The sequence below is a fragment of the uncultured Phyllobacterium sp. genome, assembly GCF_902479695.1.
Lineage (GTDB): Bacteria > Pseudomonadota > Alphaproteobacteria > Rhizobiales > Rhizobiaceae > Phyllobacterium > Phyllobacterium calauticae.
Genome location: NZ_CABSQF010000021.1, coordinates 1 through 21,642, shown reverse-complemented (window position 1 = coordinate 21,642; position 21,642 = coordinate 1). Strand labels below are relative to the sequence as shown.

Annotated in this window: 20 protein-coding genes; 6 read left to right on the top strand and 14 right to left on the bottom strand. The window is 62.6% G+C overall.

Annotated features, from left to right (window positions below; translation table 11 throughout):
- Positions 1-101: 101 nt before the first annotated feature.
- Positions 102-269: a DUF1127 domain-containing protein gene (locus RDL77_RS14170; protein WP_288193417.1), complete on the top strand. Its 168-nt coding sequence runs from the start codon at positions 102-104 to the stop codon at positions 267-269.
- Here the strand turns inward: RDL77_RS14170 and RDL77_RS14165 are convergent.
- The 4 genes from RDL77_RS14165 to gcl are packed head-to-tail and all read right to left on the bottom strand — an operon-like array spanning position 266 to position 5,091.
- Complete coding sequence (locus tag RDL77_RS14165; protein ID WP_288193415.1) at positions 266-1,543, bottom strand: glycerate kinase; 1,278 nt, start codon at positions 1,541-1,543, stop codon at positions 266-268. The two genes, RDL77_RS14170 and RDL77_RS14165, sit on opposite strands and share 4 nt — an antisense overlap.
- A 33-nt stretch (positions 1,544-1,576) precedes the next feature.
- Positions 1,577-2,461, bottom strand: coding sequence for a 2-hydroxy-3-oxopropionate reductase (locus RDL77_RS14160; RefSeq protein ID WP_288193414.1), 885 nt, complete (start codon positions 2,459-2,461; stop codon positions 1,577-1,579).
- Positions 2,462-2,465: 4 nt separating this feature from the next.
- Positions 2,466-3,281 (bottom strand): hydroxypyruvate isomerase, encoded by an 816-nt coding sequence (gene hyi / locus RDL77_RS14155; RefSeq protein ID WP_288193412.1) that lies wholly within the window; start codon positions 3,279-3,281, stop codon positions 2,466-2,468.
- Positions 3,282-3,306: 25 nt separating this feature from the next.
- A complete protein-coding gene (gcl, locus tag RDL77_RS14150; RefSeq protein ID WP_288193410.1) occupies positions 3,307-5,091 on the bottom strand; it encodes a glyoxylate carboligase in 1,785 nt (594 codons plus the stop codon).
- A gap of 167 nt (positions 5,092-5,258) precedes the next feature.
- On the opposite strand from gcl, the gene RDL77_RS14145 reads away from it, so the two are divergent.
- A complete protein-coding gene (locus RDL77_RS14145; protein ID WP_288193408.1) occupies positions 5,259-6,089 on the top strand; it encodes an IclR family transcriptional regulator in 831 nt (276 codons plus the stop codon).
- A gap of 44 nt (positions 6,090-6,133) precedes the next feature.
- Here the strand turns inward: RDL77_RS14145 and guaD are convergent, their stop codons facing one another.
- Positions 6,134-7,489, bottom strand: coding sequence for a guanine deaminase (gene guaD, locus RDL77_RS14140; RefSeq protein ID WP_288193407.1), 1,356 nt, complete (start codon positions 7,487-7,489; stop codon positions 6,134-6,136).
- Positions 7,486-8,727, bottom strand: a complete 1,242-nt coding sequence (locus RDL77_RS14135; RefSeq protein ID WP_223615437.1) for a urate hydroxylase PuuD — start codon at positions 8,725-8,727, stop codon at positions 7,486-7,488. Before RDL77_RS14135 ends, guaD begins: the two co-directional genes overlap by 4 nt.
- A 134-nt stretch (positions 8,728-8,861) precedes the next feature.
- On the opposite strand from RDL77_RS14135, the gene RDL77_RS14130 reads away from it, so the two are divergent.
- Positions 8,862-9,776, top strand: coding sequence for a LysR family transcriptional regulator (locus RDL77_RS14130; RefSeq protein ID WP_105735167.1), 915 nt, complete (start codon positions 8,862-8,864; stop codon positions 9,774-9,776).
- Between the two features lie 3 nt (positions 9,777-9,779).
- Here the strand turns inward: RDL77_RS14130 and xdhC are convergent, their stop codons facing one another.
- Genes xdhC through uraH form a run of 4 tightly spaced genes read right to left on the bottom strand, consistent with a single transcriptional unit; the run spans position 9,780 to position 14,847 of the window.
- A complete protein-coding gene (xdhC, locus tag RDL77_RS14125) occupies positions 9,780-10,640 on the bottom strand; it encodes a xanthine dehydrogenase accessory protein XdhC (protein ID WP_288193403.1) in 861 nt (286 codons plus the stop codon).
- A 7-nt stretch (positions 10,641-10,647) separates the two neighbouring features.
- Positions 10,648-12,984: a xanthine dehydrogenase molybdopterin binding subunit gene (xdhB, locus tag RDL77_RS14120; protein WP_288193402.1), complete on the bottom strand. Its 2,337-nt coding sequence runs from the start codon at positions 12,982-12,984 to the stop codon at positions 10,648-10,650.
- A 9-nt stretch (positions 12,985-12,993) separates the two neighbouring features.
- Entirely contained in the window at positions 12,994-14,472 is a 1,479-nt protein-coding gene (xdhA, locus tag RDL77_RS14115) for a xanthine dehydrogenase small subunit (protein WP_288193401.1), read from the bottom strand.
- 6 nt (positions 14,473-14,478) lie between these two features.
- On the bottom strand, positions 14,479-14,847 hold the full coding sequence (uraH, locus tag RDL77_RS14110; RefSeq protein WP_223615441.1) for a hydroxyisourate hydrolase: 369 nt from the start codon (positions 14,845-14,847) through the stop codon (positions 14,479-14,481).
- Positions 14,848-15,028: 181 nt separating this feature from the next.
- Between uraH and puuE the strand changes: the two genes are divergently transcribed.
- Together puuE and RDL77_RS14100 are read left to right on the top strand one after the other, a co-directional pair.
- Positions 15,029-16,447: an allantoinase PuuE gene (gene puuE / locus RDL77_RS14105; protein ID WP_288193400.1), complete on the top strand. Its 1,419-nt coding sequence runs from the start codon at positions 15,029-15,031 to the stop codon at positions 16,445-16,447.
- Positions 16,448-16,456: 9 nt separating this feature from the next.
- Positions 16,457-16,960, top strand: coding sequence for an ureidoglycolate lyase (locus RDL77_RS14100; RefSeq protein WP_288193399.1), 504 nt, complete (start codon positions 16,457-16,459; stop codon positions 16,958-16,960).
- Here the strand turns inward: RDL77_RS14100 and RDL77_RS14095 are convergent.
- A complete protein-coding gene (locus RDL77_RS14095) occupies positions 16,947-17,870 on the bottom strand; it encodes a LysR family transcriptional regulator (RefSeq protein WP_288193398.1) in 924 nt (307 codons plus the stop codon). The genes RDL77_RS14100 and RDL77_RS14095 overlap by 14 nt on opposite strands.
- 152 nt (positions 17,871-18,022) lie before the next feature.
- Here RDL77_RS14095 and RDL77_RS14090 point away from each other — a divergent pair, with 152 nt between their 5' ends.
- Positions 18,023-18,901, top strand: a complete 879-nt coding sequence (locus RDL77_RS14090) for an arginase family protein (RefSeq protein WP_288193396.1) — start codon at positions 18,023-18,025, stop codon at positions 18,899-18,901.
- Between the two features lie 60 nt (positions 18,902-18,961).
- On the opposite strand, the gene RDL77_RS14085 is transcribed toward RDL77_RS14090, so the two are convergent.
- The 3 genes from RDL77_RS14085 to RDL77_RS14075 form a co-directional block, all read right to left on the bottom strand.
- Complete coding sequence (locus RDL77_RS14085; protein ID WP_223615446.1) at positions 18,962-19,567, bottom strand: deaminase; 606 nt, start codon at positions 19,565-19,567, stop codon at positions 18,962-18,964.
- A gap of 67 nt (positions 19,568-19,634) precedes the next feature.
- Complete coding sequence (locus RDL77_RS14080) at positions 19,635-20,927, bottom strand: NCS2 family permease (protein ID WP_223615447.1); 1,293 nt, start codon at positions 20,925-20,927, stop codon at positions 19,635-19,637.
- Positions 20,928-21,272: 345 nt separating this feature from the next.
- On the bottom strand, positions 21,273-21,642 hold a 370-nt coding region (locus RDL77_RS14075; protein ID WP_288193394.1), incomplete at its 5' end, for a DUF4143 domain-containing protein.

The window sequence follows — 21,642 nt, the reverse complement described above, 5'->3', positions numbered from 1 at the left end:
AGGCAATCTCTTCGGCCAAACGGGATACCGGTTTTTGACGTGGCCGCGCATACTCCGTCGTGTTCACAGGTCTATTTAACGAACAAAGACGAGGTATGAAAATGAACGTTTACCGCAACTATATTGCCTGGCGCAATGCGCGCCGCACCATTGCCGAACTCAACAGCCTGCCGCTGGATCAATTGGCAGACCTGGGTATTGATCCCTTGAGCCATGTCCTTGGCATTCCCGTCCGCTCCTATTCGGGCAGCCAGCGCGAAAGAAACTAGCTGCCGCCATCGATATAAATGGCCCGGAAATCATTGACATTGGTGCCCGTCGGGCCCGGCACGAAAAGATCACCGAGAGCATCGAACGCCGACCACGCATCATTGGCATTCAACAGGCTGCGCGCGTCCCTCCCAAGACCCGCCAGCCGCGCGGCGGTGCTGCCATCGGCAAAGGCCCCGGCATTGTCCTCCGAACCATCGATGCCGTCCGTATCGGCGGCCAGCGCCGAGATGCCCCCCGCCCCGGCAATGCCAAGCGCAAAAGACAGAAGAAACTCCGTGTTGCGCCCGCCCTTGCCCTTCCCGCGCACGGTGACCGTGGTTTCTCCCCCGGACAGGAGAACCACCGGCGCCGTGAACGGCCGGTTTCTGGTCAAAACTTCACGGGCAAGCGCCGCATGCACATGCGCTACTTCCCGCGCCTCGCCCTCGATGGCATCGGACAGGATGACGGCGTCGACGCCCTGGCGCCGCGCCTCCGCTGCGGCCGCGTCGAGCGAGACCGCCGCTGACGCGATGATGCGGACCGTGTTGCGGGCAAAACCGGGATCGCCGGGATTGGGTGCGCGGGCCGCATCCAGCGACAGATGCCGCAAGGCCGCGGACGGCAATGCAAGATTGTACTGGCGCACGATCGCCCGCGCATCGTCGAGCGATGCTTCATCCGGAACGGTCGGCCCCGACGCGACCAGAGCCGGATTGTCGCCGGGAATATCGGATATGACCAGGGTAACGACCCGCGCCGGAAAGGCGGCGGCGGCCAGCCGTCCGCCCTTGACGGTTGAAAGGTGCTTGCGCACCGTGTTCATCGCGGCGATGGGTGCCCCGGATGCCAGCAATGCCTTATTGACCGCAATCTCGTCATCGAGTGTCATGCCTTCCGGCGGTGACGGCAACAGCGCGGAACCGCCGCCCGATATCAGCGCCACCACAAGATCGTCCTCTGTCAGATTGGCAACCGCGTCAAACAGTCTTGCCGTGGCCTTCAGACCCGCCGCATCGGGCACCGGATGCGCCGCCTCGATGATCTCGATCCGCTCGCATGGCACGCCGAAACCGTAACGGGTGACGACAACCCCTTGCAGCGGGCCATCCCAGGCCTGTTCGAAAGCACGCGCCATCTGCGCCGAGCCCTTGCCGGCGCCGATGACGATGGTGCGCCCTTTCGGGCGGTCCGGCAGGTTGGCGGCAACGGTGCGCTCGGCCTGCGCCGCCGCCACGGCGGCGTCAAACAGGGATGTCAGCAATGCCCTGGGGGCGGTTTTCAATATCATCGTTGTCCGCCCCCATGGCCTTGTCTGTCGAACTCAGGCGACCGCGTGGTTGGCGATGCGCTCCAGCGCCTTGACCAGTCCGGAATGGTCGAGATCACTGTCGCCGTTCGCCGCGCAGCTGTTGAACAGTTCCTGCGTCGATGCCGTGTTGGGCAGCGAGACACCCAGCGACTTGGCGCTCTGCAAGGCAAGGTTGAGGTCCTTCTGGTGCAGCGAGATGCGGAAACCCGGTTCGAATGTCCGCTTGATCATCCGCTCGCCATGCAGTTCGAGAATGCGCGAGGAGGCAAAGCCGCCCATCAAGGCCTCGCGCACCCGGGCCGGATCGGCACCCGCCTTCGACGCCAGCACCAGCGCTTCCGAAATGGCTTCGATGGTCAGGGCAACGATGATCTGGTTGGCAACCTTGGTCACCTGGCCGTCGCCGCAATCGCCGACGAGCGTGATGTTCTTGCCCATCAGCTTGAACAGCGGCAGGGCCCGGTCGAAGGCGCTCTGCTCGCCGCCCGCCATGATGCTGAGCGTGGCATTCTTGGCGCCCACTTCGCCGCCGGATACCGGCGCATCGATATATTCGCTGCCTGTCTCGCGAACCCTTTTGGCGAATTCCTTCGTTTCAATCGGCGAGATCGAGCTCATGTCGATGACGAGCTTGCCCGGCTTCAAGCCGAAGACCACGCCGTTCTCGCCGAAGAGCACGTCCTTGACCTCGGGTGTGTCCGGCAGCATCAGGATGATGATATCCGTCTTTTCGGCCAGAGCCTTGGGGCTTTCAACGATCTTCAGGCCGTTCTCGACCAGTTCCGGGCGCGGCTCGATGAAGAATTTCGAGGTGTAGACGTCATGCCCCGCATCCTGCAGGTGACGTGCCATGGGCGTGCCCATGATGCCCAGTCCGATGAAACCTATGTCAGCCATGTGCTCAGCTCCTCATTCTCAAGATGTCGGCGGATTTCTGCGCGTCGGAAAAGTCCTTCAGCCAGCCCAGTCCGCGTTGCGTTTCAGTCTTTGGTTTGTATTCGCAGCCGATCCAGCCGGTGTAACCGGCCTCGTCCAGTGCCTCGAACACGAAGGGATAGTTGATTTCGCCCGTGCCCGGCTCATTCCGGCCGGGATTATCAGCCAGCTGGATATGGGCAATGCGGTCCTTGTGGCGCTGGTAGGTCGCCACCAGTTCGCCGCGCGTGCGCTGCTGGTGATAGAGATCGTACTGGATGAAGAGATTGTCGCTGCCGACCTCATCGATGATCGATGCCGCCTGTTCGACGGTATTCAGGTAGAAACCGGGAATATCGTATGAGTTGATCGGCTCGATCAGCAGGCGGATCTGGTGCCTGGCAAGTTCCTGCGCCGCCAGGCGCAGATTGTGCACGAATGTCGTGCGCAGCACATCCGCCGCCAGCCCGACCGGCGCGATGCCGGCAAGGCAGTTGATCTGCCTGCATCCCAGCTCGGTGGCATAGTCGATGGCCGTGGCAACACCGCGCCGGAACTCGTCGATACGGTCCGGCAGCACCGCAATGCCGCGCTCGCCGCCCGCCCAGTTGCCGGCCGGAAGATTGTGCAGCACCTGCACCAGCCGGTGCTGCCCGAGTTTCTGTTTGAGAACGGCGGCATCGAATTCATAGGGGAAGAGATATTCCACCGCATCGAAACCCGCCTGGCGGGCCAGTGCAAAGCGGTCGAGAAACGGAACCTCGTTGAAGAGCATCGTCAGATTGGCTGCAAATTTGGGCATAAGACCTCCGGAAAGTCAGTGAATGTCAGTCAAGGAATGCCGCGACGGCGGTCGGCGCATCCTGTTTCTGCTCGGCCAGCTCCTCGAACTCGACCACCGTATTGATGTCGGCGCCCATGGAGATATTGGTCACCCGCTCGAGGATGAACTCGATGACCACCGGCACCTGGTGTTCGTCCATCAGCGCCTGCGCCTGCGCAAAGGCGTCGGCAAACTGGTTGGGGCTGCGCACGCGGATGGCCTTGCAGCCGAGACCTTCGGCCACCGCCACGTGGTCGACGCCGTAGCCTTTCTCCGCATCATCAGACGCATTGATGTTGTCGAAAGCAAGCGACACTTCGAAATCCATGTTGAAGCCGCGCTGCGCCTGCCGGATCAGCCCGAGATAGGAATTGTTCACGACGACATGCAGATAGGGCAGCTTGTGCTGGGCGCCGACGGCCAGTTCCTCGATCATGAACTGGAAATCATAGTCGCCGGAGAGCGCCACGATCGGCCGGTGCGGATCGGCGGCACGCACGCCGAGGGCGGCGGGCAAGGTCCAGCCGAGAGGACCGGCCTGACCGCAATTGATCCAGTTGCGCGGGCGGTAGACATGCAGGAACTGCGCCCCGGCGATCTGACTGAGGCCGATGGTCGTGACATAGCAGGTATCGCGTCCGAACGCCTTGTTCATCTCCTCGTAGACGCGCTGCGGCTTGAGCGGCGTCTGGTCGAAATGCGTCTTGCGCAGCAGGGTGCGCTTGCGCTCCTGGCATTCCCGCGCCCATACCGACCAGTCACGCAGTTTGCCTGCGGCCTTCCATTCGGTGGCCACGTCGAGGAACAGCTTCAGCGCCTTGCCCGCATCGGAGACAATGCCGAAATCCGGCGCGAAAACGCGGCCGATCTGGGTCGGCTCGATGTCGACATGCACGAATGTGCGCCCTTCCGTATAGGTCGCGACATTGCCCGTATGGCGGTTGGCCCAGCGGTTGCCGATCCCCAGCACGAAGTCCGAAGCCAGCAGCGTGGCATTGCCGTAGCGGTGCGAGGTCTGCAGGCCGCACATGCCCGCCATCAGCCGGTGATCGTCCGGGATCGTTCCCCAGCCCATCAATGTCGGGATGACGGGAACGCCGGTGATTTCGGCAAATTCAACCAGGAGATCGGAGGCATCGGCATTGATGATACCGCCGCCCGCCACGATCAACGGCCGTTCCGCTGCGTTGAGCATGGCCAGCGCTTTTTCCACCTGCGCGCGCGTTGCGGCGGGCTTGTACGGCTCGAGCGGTTCATAGGTGTCGGCGTCGAACTCGATTTCCGCCAGCTGCACATCCAGCGGCAGGTCGATGAGCACCGGACCCGGACGGCCCGAGCGCATGATGTGAAAGGCCTTCTGGAAGACGTAGGGCACCAGGCCGGGTTCCATCACGGTCACCGCCCATTTGGTCACCGGCTTGGCGATGGAAGCGATATCGACGGCCTGAAAATCCTCCTTGTCGAGACGGGCGCGCGGCGCCTGCCCGGTGATGCACAGAATGGGGATGGAATCGGCCGAGGCCGAGTAAAGACCGGTGATCATATCGGTGCCGGCCGGGCCCGATGTGCCGATGCACACGCCGATATTGCCGTGATTGGCGCGGGTATAGCCCTCCGCCATGTGCGAAGCGCCTTCCACGTGGCGCGCCAGGATATGGCGGACCGAACCGCGGGCGCGCAGCGCCGAATAGAACGGGTTGATGGCCGCGCCCGGCACACCGAAAGCGCAATCGATCCCCTCCTTTTCCAGGATAAGAACCGCAGCATCGACAGCACGCATTTTGGTCATGATCATTCCTCCAGATTTAGTGGGATCATAATCCGTTTCATGAATCGCACAATGAATTTCTGGAAATCATTCTCATCATATGGAAATAAAGATTTTCAATAAAACTGGTAAAATCAACCGCGCCGGATTATGCCAATGCAACGCAATGCAAGGGGAAAGACGGCAGCATGGCCTTACAGTCGACGGCACCAAAAGGCAGACGGGGACGCAAGGCGGGGGAGAATGCCGTGCCTTCCTCGGTTCAGGTGCTTGACCGCAGCCTCCATCTGCTCAGCATCGTCGCTGACAATGACGGATCGACGCTGACGGACCTCGCCGACCACACGGGCATGGCGCCATCGACCGTTCACCGGCTGCTGACTTCGCTTGCCAATCACGGCATGCTCGCGCATGACCCGGAATCTGGCGAATGGACGGTCGGCGTGCGCGCCTTTGAAATCGGCAATGCCTTCCTGCGCTACCGCAAGCTCGGCAGCATCAGCCGGCCATTCCTGAAAAAGCTGATGGACGCGTGCGGCGAGACCGCCAATGTCGCCATCGAGGATGAAGGCGATGTGGTGTTCATTTCACAGATCGAGAGCCATGCGCCGATGCGCGCCTTCTTCCGGCCGGGACGGCGCGGCCCCATCCATGCATCCGGCATCGGCAAGGCCATCCTGTCGACCTGGTCCGACACCGATATCGGCCAGATGCTCAGCGGCAAGACGCTGGCGCATTTCACCGACCGCACGCTCGATACGCTGCCCGCGCTCCTGAAGGACATTCAGCAGATCCGCGCACGCGGCTGGTCGATCGACGATGAGGAGCACACGCTCGGCATGCGCTGCATCGCAGCGCCCGTCTTCAACGAACATGGCGAGGCCATCGCCGGGATTTCGATTTCAGGCCCGGCCGTGCGCCTGCCCAGGAACAAGCTGGATGTGTTTGGACCGGTCATCCGCCGGACCGCCGATGAACTGACGCAGGCCATGGGTGGCCGCAAACCGCACGAACTCTAGCGGGAAAAGCAAAAGGGGGCCCCAGGCCCCCTTTTTCGTCATCCTCAGGCGATCTGCAGATCGGCCGCCGACCGGGCCGGCCCCGCCGCCGGATGTTTGTCGAGCCTGCTCTTCATCGGCTTGCCCGCCACGTAGACCTCGGCCACCGAACGGTCATCCCCCATGGTCTGCAGGATGAACAGCTCTTCGGCCAGCGTGGTTGCCGTGCGCATGCGCAATTCCATCGCTGGCTTGGCGCGGCTGTCGAGAACCGTGATATCCGCATCGGCGCCCGCATGCAGCGATCCGATCCGGTCTTCAAGGCCGAGCGCCCGCGCATTGCCGAGCGTCATCATGTAATAGGACGCGAAGGGCGAGAGGCGCTGGCCCTGCACGTGCAGCACCTTGTACGCCTCGGCCAGCGTCTCCAGCATGGAGAAGCTGGTGCCGCCGCCGACATCCGTCGCCACGGAAAACCGCGCGCCCAGCGTCTGGAACCGGTCGCGGTCGAACAGGCCGCTGCCGAGGAATAGATTGGAGGTCGGGCAGAAGACCGCCACGGACCCAGTTTCGGCCAGCACCGCAATTTCCCGGTCGGAGAGGTAGATGCAATGCCCGAGCAGCATCTTTTTGCCCAGGAGGTCATAGCCGGCATAGATGTCGGTATAATCCTTGGCGCCGGGGTACAGCGACGTGGCATAGGCAACCTCGTCGCGGTTTTCCGACAGGTGTGTCTGCACATAGCATTCGGGATGTTCGCGCACCAGAACCCGGCTCATCTCCATCTGCTCGGGCGTCGAGGTGATGGCAAAGCGCGGGCTGATGGCATAATGCGCCCGGCCCCGGCCGTGCCATTTCGCGATCAGCGCCTTGGTCTCGTCGTAGCCGGTCTGCGCCGTGTCGCGCAGCCCTTCCGGCGCATTGCGGTCCATCATGACCTTGCCGCCGATCATCAGCATGTTGCGCTTTTCCGCAGCCGCAAAATAGGCGTCGACGCTTTCCGGATGCACCGAGCAATAGGCAACCGCCGAAGTGGTGCCGTTGCACAGGAGCTCATCCATGAAGCGCCCGGCGATGAAATCGGCATGGGCGGAGGACGCGAACTTCTGCTCCTCGACGAAAATATAGGTGTTGAGCCATTCCAGCAGCTGCGCCCCGTAGGAGGCGATGGCCTGCGTCTGCGGGAAGTGCAGATGCGTGTCGATGAAGCCCGGCAGGATCAGATGCGGGCGGTGATCGACGATCTCCGCCTGCGGCCCGGCCAGAGGCGCAAGCGTTGCATGGTCACCCACGCGGGCAACCCTGCCGTTTTCGATGAGAACGGCACCATCTTCGAAATAGGAATAGGACGCGGTGTCATCGATGGCCTTCGGCGCATCGGTGAAGGTCAGCACCCGGCCGCGCAGCAGCAGTTGGCTCATTGGATTGTTCCTCCCTTGACTGTGTTCTCGTACCATTTGGCCAGCAATTGCCGCTCCTCGTTGGAGATGGCGGTCACGTTGGCCGGCGGCATGGCGTGCGAGCGCCCGGCCTGCAGATAAATCTCGCGGGCATGCGCGGCGATCTGGCCATCGGTTTCCAGCATGACACCCTTGGGCGGGGCGATAAGCCCTTCCCAGCCCGGCTCCTTCGCATGGCACATGGAGCAGCGGCCGAGGACCGTATCGCGCACCTTGGGAAATTCGGCCGAGGCGATGAAGGGCTGCTGCACGGCCGATACCTTGTCGGCGGCCGGGCCTCCCGACAGGATTTTCGGCACCGTCGACAGCCACATGATGACGATGAACAGGATGGCGGTGACCAGCCACGTCCAGGTCGGATCGCCCTTGCGGGCATGGCGCGTGTTGAACCAGTGGCGGATGGTGACGCCCATCAGGAAGACCAGCGACGCGATGATCCAGTTGTACTGGGTGCCGAATGCCAGCGGATAATGGTTCGACAGCATCAGGAACAGCACCGGCAGCGTCAGGTAATTGTTGTGGGTGGAGCGCTGCTTGGCCTGCTTGCCCAGCTTCGGGTCCGGCGTCTTGCCGGCAATGAGGTCCGCAACCACCTTCTTCTGGTTGGGAATGATGATCATGAACACGTTTGCCGACATGATCGTCGCCGTGAAGGCGCCGAGATGCAGGAAGGCGGCACGTCCGGTGAACAGCTGGGTATAGCCCCAGGCCATGCCCACCAGAATGAAATAGAGCAGCACCATCAGCCGCGTATCGTTGCGGCCCAGCGGCGACTTGCAGATCGTGTCATAGACCACCCAGCCGCCGAAGATCGAGGCCAGCGAGATCGCGATGGCCACCGGACGCGACACGTCGAGCACATGCGGATCGATCAGGTAGAGGTCGGCGCCGGCGTAATAGACGATGCACAGCATGGCGAAGCCGGACAGCCACGTCGCATAGGATTCCCATTTGAACCAGGTGAGATGTTCGGGCATCTGCGCCGGAGCGACCAGATATTTCTGGATGTGATAGAAGCCGCCGCCATGCACCTGCCATTCCTCGCCATGGGCGCCAACCGGAAGGTCCGGACGCTGCCGCAGGCCAAGATCAAGCGCCACGAAATAGAATGACGAGCCGATCCACGCAATGCCGGTGATCACGTGCAACCAGCGGACGGCAAAATTCAGCCATTCCCAGGCTATGGCATATTCATACATGCGGCTCTCCCTTTTATGCGAAAGAGTATGTGCCAAAGCCTGAGCCGCAGGAAAACGCCATAAATCGCCCATCTCTTTCAAAAAAAACTATAAAATGCTACATCATGGAACGGTGTAAGACAGGGGTGGGAACCATGTCATATTTCGATAATCTTCGTGTTTTCGTTCGCGTCGTCGAACTGGGAAACCTTTCTGCCGCCGGCCGGGACCAGCGGGCGTCGCCGGCTGTCGCCAGCAACCGCATCAAGGAGCTGGAGCGCTATCTCGGCGTGCGCCTTTTCAACCGCACCACGCGCAAGCTGACGCCGACCGAGCATGGCCGCGTCTTCTATGAAGGGGCGGTCAAGATCATCGAGGCGATCAACGAGGCGGAAGCGGCGATTGCCGACCTGTCGCAAAAGCCGAAGGGTGCCATCCGCATCACCGCGCCGCTCGGTATCGGCCGTCGGCTGATCGCCTCCGGCGTGCCGGAATTCCACGACAAATATCCGGATATCGAGGTGCGGCTGCGACTGTCGGACCACAATATCGACATCATGAGCGAGGGCGTCGACGTCGCCTTCAAGCTCGGCATTCTCGAGGACTCCAACCTGCGCATGCGCGGCATCATGAACTGCGAGCGGGTGATCTGCGCCTCGCCGGACTATCTTGCCAAGCGCGGCATCCCGGCCAGCCCGGACGAGCTCATAACCGGGCATCACGATTGCCTGCTCCTGCGCTATCCCGGCTCCAAGGAATATTACTGGACGCTGCAGACGCCGGAAGGCCCGCGCAAGCTGGAGGTCAGCGGCCCCTATGATTCCGATGACGGCGACGTTTTGACCCGCTGGGCGCTCGATGGCCGCGGCATCATCAACAAGCCGCTGTTCGAGGTCAAAAACCACATCAATGACGGGACATTGCAGCCGATCCTTGAGAATACGCCGCCGGTCAGCATCCAGCTTGCGGCGATCTATCCGCACAAGCGGTTCCAGGACCCGAAGGTGCGGCTGATGATCGATTTCATGACCGAGCGCTGCCAGCGGCTGATCAGCGCCATGCTCGAATAGGCATCAGGCGTGCAGGCGTGCCTTCTGCTTGGGCAGGCGCTCCTCGCCGATCCTGTGGTTAAGGGCTGAGGTCATGATCTCGGCTGCCGCCAGCGCCGCAATGACGGTGGGGCGCTTGTCCTTGACCGCGGTTCCCCCCACCGGGCAGACAAGCCCGTCAAAAATGTCCGGGCGGCCGACTTCCCGCTCGAGCCAGCTGCGGAAGGTCGCCTTCTTGGTCTTCGAACCGATCATGCCGACATAGGCGGCATCGCCCCGCGCCAGGGCTTCGGCGGTAATGAGAAAATCCAGCGCATGGTCATGGGTGAGGACAACGAAGGCGCTGCCCGCCGGGGCATCGCGCACCACCATTTCCGGCATCGCCGTCAGGCAGGTTTCGATGCCGGGGACCCGCGTGGCGGACAGTTCGATCTCGCGCGCGTCGACGAGAACGATGCGCAGCGGCACCAGCGACAGGGCCATGGCCAGCGCGTCGCCGACATGCCCCGCCCCGAAGATGTAGACATGCGGGCGCTGGGCGATTTCCAGGTCGACCTTTTCCACCAGTGCCGAGCGCAGGGGCCTGTCCACCCGCTTGAAGCCGAGGGCAACCCGCCCGCCGCAGCATTGTCCGATCTCCGGTCCGAGCGGAACGGAAATATCGTCCGCATCCGCCCCGCCCTCATTGAGCAGCCGCCGCGCGTGGTCGATGGCCATGAATTCGAGCTGGCCGCCGCCGATGGTTCCAAAAATGCAATCGACCGCAACCAGCATCCAGGCGCCCGCTTCGCGCGGCGTCGAGCCGCTGGCGGATTTCACCTCGACCAGCACCACATGTTTGCGCCGGTTGAGAAAATCCCTGATATCATCGCGGTTCGACGGCATGGGACGCTCACTTCCCGTTTCGCGCAGCGCGCAGCCGTTCGACCGCCATCAGCACGCGTTCCGGCGTTGCCGGGGCATCGAGGCGCGGCGCGACCCGGTAGTCGGCAACGCTGGCGACAGCCATGGAGATTGCCTCGAGCACGGAGATGGCCAGCATGAACGGCGGCTCGCCGACCGCCTTGGAACGGCGGATCGTCTCCTCGCGATTGATGGACCATGTGGCCAGTTCCACGTTGAACTGGCGCGGACGGTCCGAGGCGAGCGGGATCTTGTAGGTGGAGGGTGCATGGGTGCGCAGGCGTCCCTTGGCGTCCCACCAGAGCTCCTCGGTGGTCAGCCAACCCATGCCCTGCACGAAGGCGCCTTCAACCTGCCCGAGATCGAGCGCCGGATTGAGCGATTTTCCGACGTCGTGCAGGATATCTGTCCGGTCCACCTGATATTCGCCGGTCAGCGTATCGATGCTGACTTCCGAGACCGAAGCGCCATAGGCGAAGTAATAGAACGGCCGGCCTCTGCCTTCCGCGCGGTTCCAGTGGATTTTCGGGGTCTTGTAGAAACCCGCCGCCGACAGCTGCACGCGCGCGCCATAGGCCGTCCGGATGAAATCGGGAAACGGGATAAGGCGATTGCCGGCCCGGACCGCGTTGGGTTCGAAGAAGACTTCGCTCTTTGCAACCGCATAATGTTCGGCGGCAAAATCCACCAGCCGCGCCTTGATCTGCTGCGCCGCATTGGCCGCGGCCATGCCGTTGAGATCCGACCCGGACGATGCCGCCGTCGCCGATGTGTTCGGCACCTTCGCCGTGGTCGTCGCGGTCACCTTGACGCGGTCGAGATCGACCTGGAACTCGTCGGCCACCACCTGCGCCACCTTGGTGTAGAGCCCCTGCCCCATCTCCGTGCCGCCATGGTTCAGATGGATCGAACCGTCGCTGTAGACATGCACCAGCGCACCCGCCTGGTTGTATTCGGTCTTGGTGAAGGAGATGCCGAACTTGACCGGCGTCAGCGCGATGCCGCGCCTGATGATGCGGCTGTCGCGGTTGAAGGCAAGAACCGCCGCGCGCCGCGCCGCGTAGTCCGACGATGCCTCCAGTTCGGCGACGATCTGCGGAATGATATTGTCTTCGACGGTCTGATGGTACGGCGTGACGTTCCTGCCGGCATCGCCGTAGAAATTGGCCTTGCGGATCTCCAGCGGGTCCTTCCCCAGCGCATAGGCGATATCCTCGATCATCCGCTCGCCGCCGACCATGCCCTGCGGCCCGCCGAAACCGCGAAACGCCGTGTTGGACACCGTATTGGTCTTGAGCGGCCGCGAACGCAGGCGGACATTGGGATAGAAATAGCAATTGTCGGCGTGGAACAGCGCGCGGTCGGTGACCGGTCCGGACAGATCGGCGGAGAAACCGCAGCGCGCCGAAAACGTCGCGTCCACCGCTTCGATGCGGCCGTCATCGTCAAAGCCCAGTTCATAGGCCACATGGAAATCGTGGCGTTTGCCCGTGGCAACCATATCGTCATCGCGGTCCGGCCTGATTTTAACCGCCCGCTTGTATTTCTTCGCCGCAACCGCTGCGACAGCGGCAAACAGATTGGCCTGCGTTTCCTTGCCGCCGAAACCGCCGCCCATGCGCCGCACATTGACCGTGACCGCATTGGCGGGCACGCCGAGAACATGGCCGACCATGTGCTGGGTCTCGCTCGGGTGCTGGGTCGAAGAATACACCGTCACCTCGTCATCCTCGCCCGGCATGGCAAAGGCGATGTGGCCTTCGAGATAGAAATGATCCTGGCCGCCGATGCGCATTTCACCGCTCAGCCGGTTCGTTGCCTTGGCAAGCCCCTCGGCAATATCTCCGCGCTCGAGCTTGAGCGGATCGATGACCAGCGGATAGCCGGCTTTTTCGGCGTCGAGCACGTCGATGGCGTGGTCGAGATCGCGGTATTCCACCCTGACCTTCGCGGCCGCATTCCGGGCAATCTGCCGCGTTTCGGCAATGACGGCAAACATCGGCTGGCCATGGAATTCCACCTTGCCCACCGCAAAGACCGGATCGTCATGCTTGCCGGCCGGGCTCACATCATTGTGGCCGGGGATATCGTCCACCGTCAGGACACCGATGACACCCGCACACGCCCTGACCGCTTCGAAATCAATCGACACGATGTCTGCATGGGCACGCTGCGACAGGCCGAGATAGGCGTGCAGCGTGTCGGCCGGTTCGGGCATGTCATCGATATATTCGGCGGAACCGGAAACGTGCTTGTGGCCGGATTCATGCGGCTGCTGTTCGTGCACCCCGCCCTTGATGCGGGCCATCGGCTGGATCGAATTCATGCTATCCTCCTAGCCCGCAACCGCGGCATAACGGTTCAGCCGGATATTGTCTTCGCCCGTGGTCTCCAGATGGAAGCGGCGCAGCAGGTTCCTGGCGGTCAAAAGCCGGTAGTCCGCCGAGGCGCGCCAGTCGGTCAGCGGCGTGAAATCCGCTGTAAAGGCCGCCATTGCCCGCTCAATGGTCGCGTCATCCCACGAAGAACCGGTCAGCACCGCCTCGACGGCGGTCGCGCGCTTTGGCGTCCCTGCCATACCGCCAAAGGCAATCGTGGCCGCCTGCACTTTGCCGTCCATGTGAAGCATGACCTTGAACGCACCGCACACCGACGAAATGTCCTCATCGAGCCGTTTCGATATCTTGTAGACGGCGAACAGTTCGCCCGGCTTGAGCGCGGGAATGTGGATCGCCTCGACGAATTCTCCCGGCACGCGGTCCTGTTTGCCATAGTCGATGAAGTATTTTTCCATCGGCACGGTTCGGCGGTTCGGCCCCTTGCGCAGGTGCACGCTTGCGCCGAGCGCAATCAGCGCCGGCGGCGTATCGCCGATGGGCGAACCATTGGCGACATTGCCGCCGATCGTGCCCATATTGCGCACCTGCTCGCCGCCGATGCGGTTCCACAACTCCGACAATTGCGGGAAATGTTCCGAGATAACCGGATAGGCATCGGTGTAGCTCACACCGGCACCGAGCGTCAGCCCGTTCTCGTCCGCCGTGATCCGGCGCAGCCCGTCCAGATGCGAGGTGAAAATGACGGGGCCGATCTCCCGCATGAATTTCGTCACCCACAGCCCGACATCGGTCGAACCGGCAACGATGGTTGCGCCGGGATTGGCGTCGAGAACAGCGGCGAAATCATCCACATCGGCGGGCAGGATAAAACGCTGCTTCCCTTCGCCGATATCGACGCGCCTGCCGTCCCTCAGCGTCTGCAGCTGTTCGATGACCCGTGCGCGCTCGGCGACAAGCGGATCATGGCCGGCATTGCGCGCCGACACGCTTTGCGCCGCGCGGATGATGGCGGCATAGCCGGTGCAGCGGCACAGATTGCCCTGCAGCGCCTTCTCGATGTCGCGCACCGCCGGGCTCGGATTGTGCATCCACAGGCCGTAGAGCGACATGACGAAACCGGGTGTGCAGAAGCCGCACTGGGAAGCATGGGTGTCGACCATCGCCTGCTGCACCGGATGCAGCGTACCGTCGGCTGCGGCAAGCGCCTCGACCGTGACGACATGGCAGGCATCGAGCGAGCCGACAAAACGGATGCAGGCATTGACCGATTCATAGGTCAGCTGGCCATGGGTCAGGCGGCCGACCAGGACGGTGCAGGCGCCGCAATCACCTTCGGCGCAGCCTTCTTTCGTGCCGCGCAACCGGCGATCGAGGCGCAGGAAATCGAGCAGCGTCTGGGTTGCCGCCACATCGGTCAGTTCGACAAGCCGGTCATTGAGCAGGAAGCGGAGGCTGGTGCGGGTCTGGATATCCATGGCCGGTCAGCTCCCGCGATAGGTCGAGTAGGCATAGGGCGCGACGAGCAGCGGCACGTGGTAGTGCGCGGCCTCGTCCCCGATGCCGAAGCGGATCGGCACCACATCGAGGAACGGCACGGCGCCATCGGTCTGCCCGCCGAGATAGGCGCCCACATGAAAACGCAGCTCGTAGGTGCCGGCACGCATCTCCGCGCCGGCCAGAAGCGGTGCATCGCAGCGTCCGTCCTCATTGGTGCGCGTGCTGCGCAGTGCCGAGAACTGCTCGCCGTCAAGACGCAGAAGATCGACCCGCAGGTTGGCGGCAGGCTTGCCGCTGGCGGTATCCAGCACATGCGTCGTCAGACGGCCTGTCGTTTCGTTCTGAGAACTCATGAGCGTTCCTCCCTCCCAAGGCGGATTTTCCACTTTTGCATCGCCCAGTTTGCCCGGCGCCGCGGCGGCGCAGTAGGCAGCGCTTCCTTACAGGACTTTCAAAATTTTCTGGGGGAATGCATCTCGGCTTATTTGATTATTCATGGGATCGGACCAGCAGAGTGGAGGACGGATCGCTGCCATGAGATATCCCAGAGACTTGCATGGATATGGAGAAACCCCGCCGCAGGCCCATTGGCCGGACGGCGCAAAAATCGCTGTCCAGTTCGTTGTGAACTACGAGGAAGGCGGCGAGAACTGCGTCCTGCACGGGGATGCCGCGTCGGAAGCCTTTCTCTCGGAAATCGTCGGCGCGCAGGCCTGGCCGGGCCAGCGGCACTGGAACATGGAATCGATCTACGAATATGGCGCGCGGGCCGGTTTCTGGCGTCTGCACCGCCTGTTCACCGGCAAGAACGTGCCGGTGACGGTCTATGGCGTGGCAACCGCCCTGCAGCGCTCGCCGGCACAGGTCCGCGCCATGCTGGATGCGGACTGGGAGATCGCCTCGCACGGGCTGAAGTGGATCGAATACAAGGATTACACCAGGGAGGCGGAGCGCGAGCATATGCGCGAGGCCATCCGCATCCACACGGATATCACCGGCGAGCGGCCGAAGGGCTGGTACACCGGCCGCTGCTCGGTCAACACGGTCGACCTTGCAACAGAGGAAGGCGGCTTCGACTATGTGTCGGATTCCTATGCCGACGACCTGCCCTACTGGCACGAGGCCGCCGGCCGGCAGCAGCTGATCATCCCCTATACGCTGGATGCCAATGACATGCGCTTCGCCACGCCGCAGGGCTTCAATTCCGGCGAGCAGTTCTTCTCCTATTTGAAGGACAGTTTCGACACGCTCTACGCCGAAGGCGAAGCGGGTTCTCCCAAGATGATGAGCATCGGCCTGCATTGCCGCCTTGCCGGCAGGCCGGGGCGCGCGGCCGCCGTCGCAAGGTTCATCGACTATGTGCAGAGCCACAGCCATGTCTGGCTGGCGCGGCGCATCGACATTGCCCGGCACTGGGCAGAAACCCATCCGCAGCCATCCGGCGAACCGCGCCCGTCGGGACTGGCGGAAGCAGCATTCGTGGCGCGCTTTGGCGGCGTGTTCGAACATTCCGAATGGATCGCGCAGCGCGCCTTTGCCTGTGAGCTTTCCCATGGGCACGACACGGCAGCGGGGCTGCATGCCCTGCTGACCACCGTTTTCCGCGGCGCGTCGGCGGAGGAACGGCTTGCCGTGCTTACCGCCCACCCGGATCTGGCCGGAAAACTGGCGCAGGCCAAGCGGCTGACGGAAAGTTCCACGCAGGAACAGGCATCCGCCGGTCTCGATGCCCTGACCGACGCGGAGCGCGCGCAGTTCGAAGCGCTCAACGGCCTCTACGTCGAAACCTTCGGCTTCCCCTTCATCATCGCGGTCAAGGACCACAGCAAGGATGGCATCCTTGAAGCCTTCAGGGCACGCGTCAAGAACGACCGGGAAACCGAATTCAACACCGCCTGCCGGCAGGTGGAGCGGATCGCGTTTCTCCGCCTGCAGGGCATGCTGCCAAACTGAGGGATGACCATGTCAGGTTCAACAGCCACGCGCGCGATTCGGATACAGCCCCTTACCCGCGAAGCGTTCCAGCCCTTTGGCGACGTGATCGAGGTGGAGGGATCATCCAGCTTTCCCATCAATCACGGCATGTGCACGCGCTATCACGACCTGGCGAAGGTCGAGACAACCGGGGAAAACCCGCGCGTGCTGATCAGCCTCCTGCGCGGCAAGCCCTATGATTTGCCGCTGACGCTGACGATGGTGGAACGGCATCCGCTCGGCAGCCAGGCCTTCATGCCGCTGTCCGCCCATCCGTTGCTGGTCGTGGTTGCCCATGATCTGCCCGGCGGGGCGGGCGATCCCATCGCCTTCCTGACGGGACCGGGACAGGGTGTGAACATCCATCGCAATATCTGGCATGGCATCCTCACGCCCCTCGGCGGCATCTCGGATTTTATCGTCGTGGATCGCGGCGGCGACGGCAACAATCTCGAGGAACATTTTTACCCCGAACCGTTCATCGTCCGCTGAGCGTGGCCGGCGGCACGCCGCCTTTCCCGAAGCGCTCGATAAGCCACTGGATGAAGGCCTTCAGCCGGGCGCTCTGATGCCTGCCGGGCGGATACACCACATGGAACGGCAGCGGCGGATGGCTCCATTCGCCGAGGATTTCAACGAGTTGCCCGGACTCCAGGTAAGGCTGGACGAACGGCCTGAGATTCTGTCCGATACCCAGCCCGGCCAGCATCATGGCGATCTGGCCATTGTCCTCATTGGCGGAGAATTGCAGCTCGCTGACGGTGAACCTGTCACCGGGTTTCACGAACAGCATCGGCTTGGCCTTGCCATCCGCATGCGAGAAGAAGCCAACCTTGCAGTGGCGGCCCGCGAGCTCCTGCGGGGCCGCAGGCGTCCCCATGCGCTCGAGATAGGCGGGCGACGCGCATGTCACGAACCCGGCATCGAACAGGTGCCGTGCCACGAGGGACAGGTCGCCGATGTCCCCGGCCCTGATCGCACAATCCACGCCCTCGCCGACGATGTTCGCCGTTCGGTTGCTGGTGCCCAAGGCAATGGTGATGTGCGGGTATTGCGCATGGAAATCCGGCAGGTGCGGGATCAGGATATTCTGCGCGAACGTGGCGGTGGATTCGATACGCAGATGCCCTCGCGGTGTCAGCTTGCTGCCGCGCACCGCACCGTCGGCCTCGTCGATCTCCGCCACCAGACGGGCCGCATGCCGGTAATATTCCTCGCCCTCCGGTGTCACCGCGACGTGGCGGGTGGTCCTGTGCATCAGCCGGGTGCCGAGATGCTTTTCCAGATCGGTCACGAGCTTGCTCACCGTCGAGCGCGGCAGCAGCAGCTGGTTGGCGGCGCCCCGGAAGGAACCGGATTCAACGACCCGTATGAAGGCGCGCATCGCAAGCAGCTGATTCACCGCGTTTCTCCACGTGAGAACGATTGTCCATGCTTATGGACGGTGATGCCATGAATGCGGCATTTTGTTTCCGATTTCAATCACCTATTTCCTGCTTTCAGCGCCGCCGGAGCCCATCCGGCTGCACGTCTCCCACAGGAAAGAGTGAACCCATGACCATCGATCCGATGAATATTCTGCGCCTGAACCTGCCGCAATGGCAGGGCGGCGATCATCCCGACTATGCAATCGGCGCCCGCGTGCTCGCTGCCTTGGCCCCGCAGGCGCCGGGGCCGGCAGAGACGGTGGCCGTGCCGGAGGCCGATGACGCCGTGCGGCCGGTCGAGCGGGGCATCGTCTCCCGCCAGCCGCTGCTCGATCTCGTCGCCGCAACCAGCGCATCCATCGCCCGGCACGATCCCGAGGCCATTGTCACCCTTGGGGGCGATTGCCTCATCGACCTCGCGCCGATTGCCTATCTCAATGCAAGATACGGCGACGATCTCGCTATCCTCTGGGTGGATGCCCACCCCGACGTGATGGGACCGCAGCAGTTCCGCAACGCCCACGCGCATGTCCTTGCCATGCTGATGGGCATGGGCGATCCGGATTTCGTGGCCGCCGTGCCCAAGCCGGTGAAGGCCAGCCAGATCCTCTATGTCGGCCTGACCGAAACCACCCCGTTCGAAACCGATTTCATCCCGAAGCACGGCCTCGCGCGGCTCAGCCCGGAAGACCTGGCGGGTTCGGCAGAGCCCGTCCTCGCCTGGCTACGCGCGTCCGGCGCCAGGAAGGTGGCGGTGCATTTCGACCTCGATGTGCTCGATCCCGCTTTCTACGATTTCCTTCTTTCGCAGGACCCCGCTGCCAGTCCGGATGCCTTTGACGGCGTCGCGAAAGGCCGGATGCGCTTCGAGGACGTGGCCGGAATTCTGCGGGCCGTGGATGCCGAAGCCGATATCGTCGGGCTGGCGATCGCCGAATACATGCCGTGGAGCGCTATCCGGCTGGCAAAATCGCTGCGGACACTGCCACTTCTCGGCAGCAGCTAGCCAAAACAGACGAGACGGGGCGCAAACCCCGTCCCGTCCATGTATCGATGGGTCGATCCCCTAGTTCAGCGGGATCGAATTCTGATCCTTGCCCGCCTGATACTGGTTCGACAGATCCGCATATTTCTTGGCGATCCGGGCGGCACGGGCATGCAGCCTGCCCCGGTCCGGCTCCGGCAGCGCCGCAATCAGCGCGTGGATGGCATAGCTTTTCCAGAACGCATTTTCAGTGTTGTAACCGCCGGGCTCCAGCGTGAAGACTTCCTTCAGAATCTTCAGGTCATGCGGGATGGCGAAGGCATCGCGGGAATCCTCATGGCTGAAGAAATAGTAGAAATTGTCGAAGCCGGCCCAGGTGATGGCCGAAAGGCACATCGAGCAGGGTTCGTGAGTCGACAGGAAGATGAGATCCCTGGGGTCCGGGCGCTTGTCCGGGTTCACTTCGTAGAAGCGCTTGAGCGTATGCACCTCGCCGTGCCAGAGCGGGTTTTCCGTCTCGTTGTTCGTCTCCGCCAGAACGAGCGACAGATCCGACTTGCGCAGCAAGGCGGCGCCGAAAATCTTGTTGCCTGCCGCCACACCCTTTTCCGTCATCGGAATGATGTGATGCTCCATCGCGTCGAGCAGTGCATCGATCGTCGCGGTCGTTGGTCTTTCCACAGTCATTGACGTGTCCTTCGCTTAAGCCTGCAAACAGTCTGGCCCGGATACGGCATGCATCCGGGCCGCTTTTTCACACAGGAAACAAGGTGTACCGGACGACAAACAGGATCGCCACGAGCCAGGTTGCCAGATGCACGTCCTTGACCCGGCCGGTGAACGTCTTGATCACGACGTAGCTGATGAAGCCGAAGGCAAGACCGTTGGCGATCGAGTAGGTGAACGGGATCATCAGCGCGGTCAGTGCCGCCGGGGTTGCCTCGGTCACATCACCCCATTCGATGTCGGTGAGTTCACGCATCATCAGGCCGGCGACGTAGAGCAAGGCGGGTGCCGTGGCATAACCCGGAACGGAACCGGCCAGCGGCGAGATGAACAGGGCCGCCAGGAACAGGACGGCAATGGTGAGTGCCGTCAATCCGGTCCGACCGCCGGCCTGAACGCCCGATGCGCTTTCGACATAGGCGGTGGTGCTGCTGGTGCCCAGCAGCGAACCGGCCACGATGGCGGTGCTGTCGGCAAACAGGGCGCGTCCGAGACGGTTGGGTTTCCCCTCCTCGATCAGGCCGGCACGCTTGCTCACGCCGATCAGCGTTCCCGTGGCATCGAACACCTCGACCAGCACGAACACCAGGATCACCTGCAGGAGGCCCGTATGCAGGGCGCCCATGATATCGAGCTGCAGGAATGTCGGCGCGAGGCTCGGCGGGGCGGAAAACACACCCTTGAACTCGCTGGCGCCCACGGCCATCGACAGGACGGTGACCACAAGAATGCCGATGAGGATCGCACCGCGCACCTTCAGGGCATCGAGCGCCGCGATGATGAAGAAGCCCAGCATGGCGAACAGGGCGGGCGTGCTGCCGAGGTGGCCCAGACCGATGAAGGTGGCGGGGTTGGCGACGATGATCCCGGAATTCTTCAGCGCTATGAAGGCAAGGAAGAGGCCGATGCCCGCCGCAATGGAACTGCGCAGCGATTTGGGAATGCCGGCAACAAGCCAGCTGCGCACGCCCGTAACGGTGAGCAGGATGAAAATACATCCGGAAATGAAAACGGCACCCAGCGCCTGCTGCCAGCTGAAGCCCATCGCCGCCACGACCGTGAAGGCGAAGAAGGCATTGAGGCCCATACCCGGCGCCATGCCGATGGGCCAGTTGGCGACAAGCGCCATGACCAGCGATCCGACCGCCGCGGCGATACAGGTGGCGACAAAGATGGCATTGCGGTCCATTCCCGTGGACGACAAAATCTCCGGATTGACGAAGATGATGTACGACATCGTCAGGAACGTCGTCAGTCCCGCGAGCATTTCAATGCGTGCGGATGTGTTGTGTTCTCGTAGCTTGAAAAGCTTTTCGAGCATGATTCCTCCCCCTGGCTCTCGCCGAGTCTCCGGTTGCTGCGTGACCCCCTGGATCGGCGAGTCGCATGGCTGCCTGTTTTGAGTTTTCGAACGTCTTCAATCAAGAGAAAACTGGCGCAGCTCCTCCACGGCCAGCCTCTCCTCAGTGCTTCCACTGCGGGGCTGATAGTGCGTCTTCCGGCGCGGCGATGCTAGGCCATGATTTCCGCAGACATGAGCGAAACAGCTTCAATATTTTATTGATGCCAGCTAAGTTTCGGATGGGAAAAGAGGCAGATAGCGGCTGCGGCTATCCCGCTCATCCATAGAAACATTTGCCGCATCCCGCAAGCATCCTGCGCTGACTTAACTCAACCACAGGCTGGACAGCGGCATTGCATGCAGCTTTTCACCGAAGGGCGTTATCCGGTCGTGATCGTGCAGCACGATGCCGTGGACGAAGCGGTCGCCGACCGCCTCCTGCAGCTGGCGCAGCCCGCGCAGATCCTGCTGGCGCACGGTGGCCGCCGCCTTGACCTCGATGCCGATGACCCGGCCGCGCCTGTCCTCGATGACCAGATCGACCTCGTCCTGATCCTTGGTGCGGTAATGCGAAAAGGTCAGGCGGCGCTCCGACCAGGCCGCCAGCTTGAAGATTTCCGACACGACAAAGCTTTCCAGGATGGCGCCGAACCGCGTGCGGTCGTTCAGCACATCGTCGGCATCGGTGTCGCCC

Bases quoted from the DNA above. Each gene is read 5' to 3' on its own strand.
- RDL77_RS14130 (WP_105735167.1), top strand. From the start codon at position 8,862: ATGTCATATTTCGATAATCTTCGTGTTTTCGTTCGCGTCGTCGAACTG.
- hyi (WP_288193412.1), bottom strand. From the start codon at position 3,281: ATGCCCAAATTTGCAGCCAATCTGACGATGCTCTTCAACGAGGTTCCG.
- gcl (WP_288193410.1), bottom strand. From the start codon at position 5,091: ATGACCAAAATGCGTGCTGTCGATGCTGCGGTTCTTATCCTGGAAAAG.
- RDL77_RS14080 (WP_223615447.1), bottom strand. From the start codon at position 20,927: ATGCTCGAAAAGCTTTTCAAGCTACGAGAACACAACACATCCGCACGC.
- puuE (WP_288193400.1), top strand. From the start codon at position 15,029: ATGAGATATCCCAGAGACTTGCATGGATATGGAGAAACCCCGCCGCAG.
- RDL77_RS14160 (WP_288193414.1), bottom strand. From the start codon at position 2,461: ATGGCTGACATAGGTTTCATCGGACTGGGCATCATGGGCACGCCCATG.
- RDL77_RS14145 (WP_288193408.1), top strand. From the start codon at position 5,259: ATGGCCTTACAGTCGACGGCACCAAAAGGCAGACGGGGACGCAAGGCG.
- RDL77_RS14135 (WP_223615437.1), bottom strand. From the start codon at position 8,727: ATGTATGAATATGCCATAGCCTGGGAATGGCTGAATTTTGCCGTCCGC.
- xdhA (WP_288193401.1), bottom strand. From the start codon at position 14,472: ATGGATATCCAGACCCGCACCAGCCTCCGCTTCCTGCTCAATGACCGG.
- RDL77_RS14085 (WP_223615446.1), bottom strand. From the start codon at position 19,567: ATGACTGTGGAAAGACCAACGACCGCGACGATCGATGCACTGCTCGAC.
- RDL77_RS14165 (WP_288193415.1), bottom strand. From the start codon at position 1,543: ATGATATTGAAAACCGCCCCCAGGGCATTGCTGACATCCCTGTTTGAC.
- uraH (WP_223615441.1), bottom strand. From the start codon at position 14,847: ATGAGTTCTCAGAACGAAACGACAGGCCGTCTGACGACGCATGTGCTG.
- xdhB (WP_288193402.1), bottom strand. From the start codon at position 12,984: ATGAATTCGATCCAGCCGATGGCCCGCATCAAGGGCGGGGTGCACGAA.
- guaD (WP_288193407.1), bottom strand. From the start codon at position 7,489: ATGAGCCAACTGCTGCTGCGCGGCCGGGTGCTGACCTTCACCGATGCG.
- RDL77_RS14170 (WP_288193417.1), top strand. From the start codon at position 102: ATGAACGTTTACCGCAACTATATTGCCTGGCGCAATGCGCGCCGCACC.
- RDL77_RS14100 (WP_288193399.1), top strand. From the start codon at position 16,457: ATGTCAGGTTCAACAGCCACGCGCGCGATTCGGATACAGCCCCTTACC.
- RDL77_RS14090 (WP_288193396.1), top strand. From the start codon at position 18,023: ATGACCATCGATCCGATGAATATTCTGCGCCTGAACCTGCCGCAATGG.
- xdhC (WP_288193403.1), bottom strand. From the start codon at position 10,640: ATGCCGTCGAACCGCGATGATATCAGGGATTTTCTCAACCGGCGCAAA.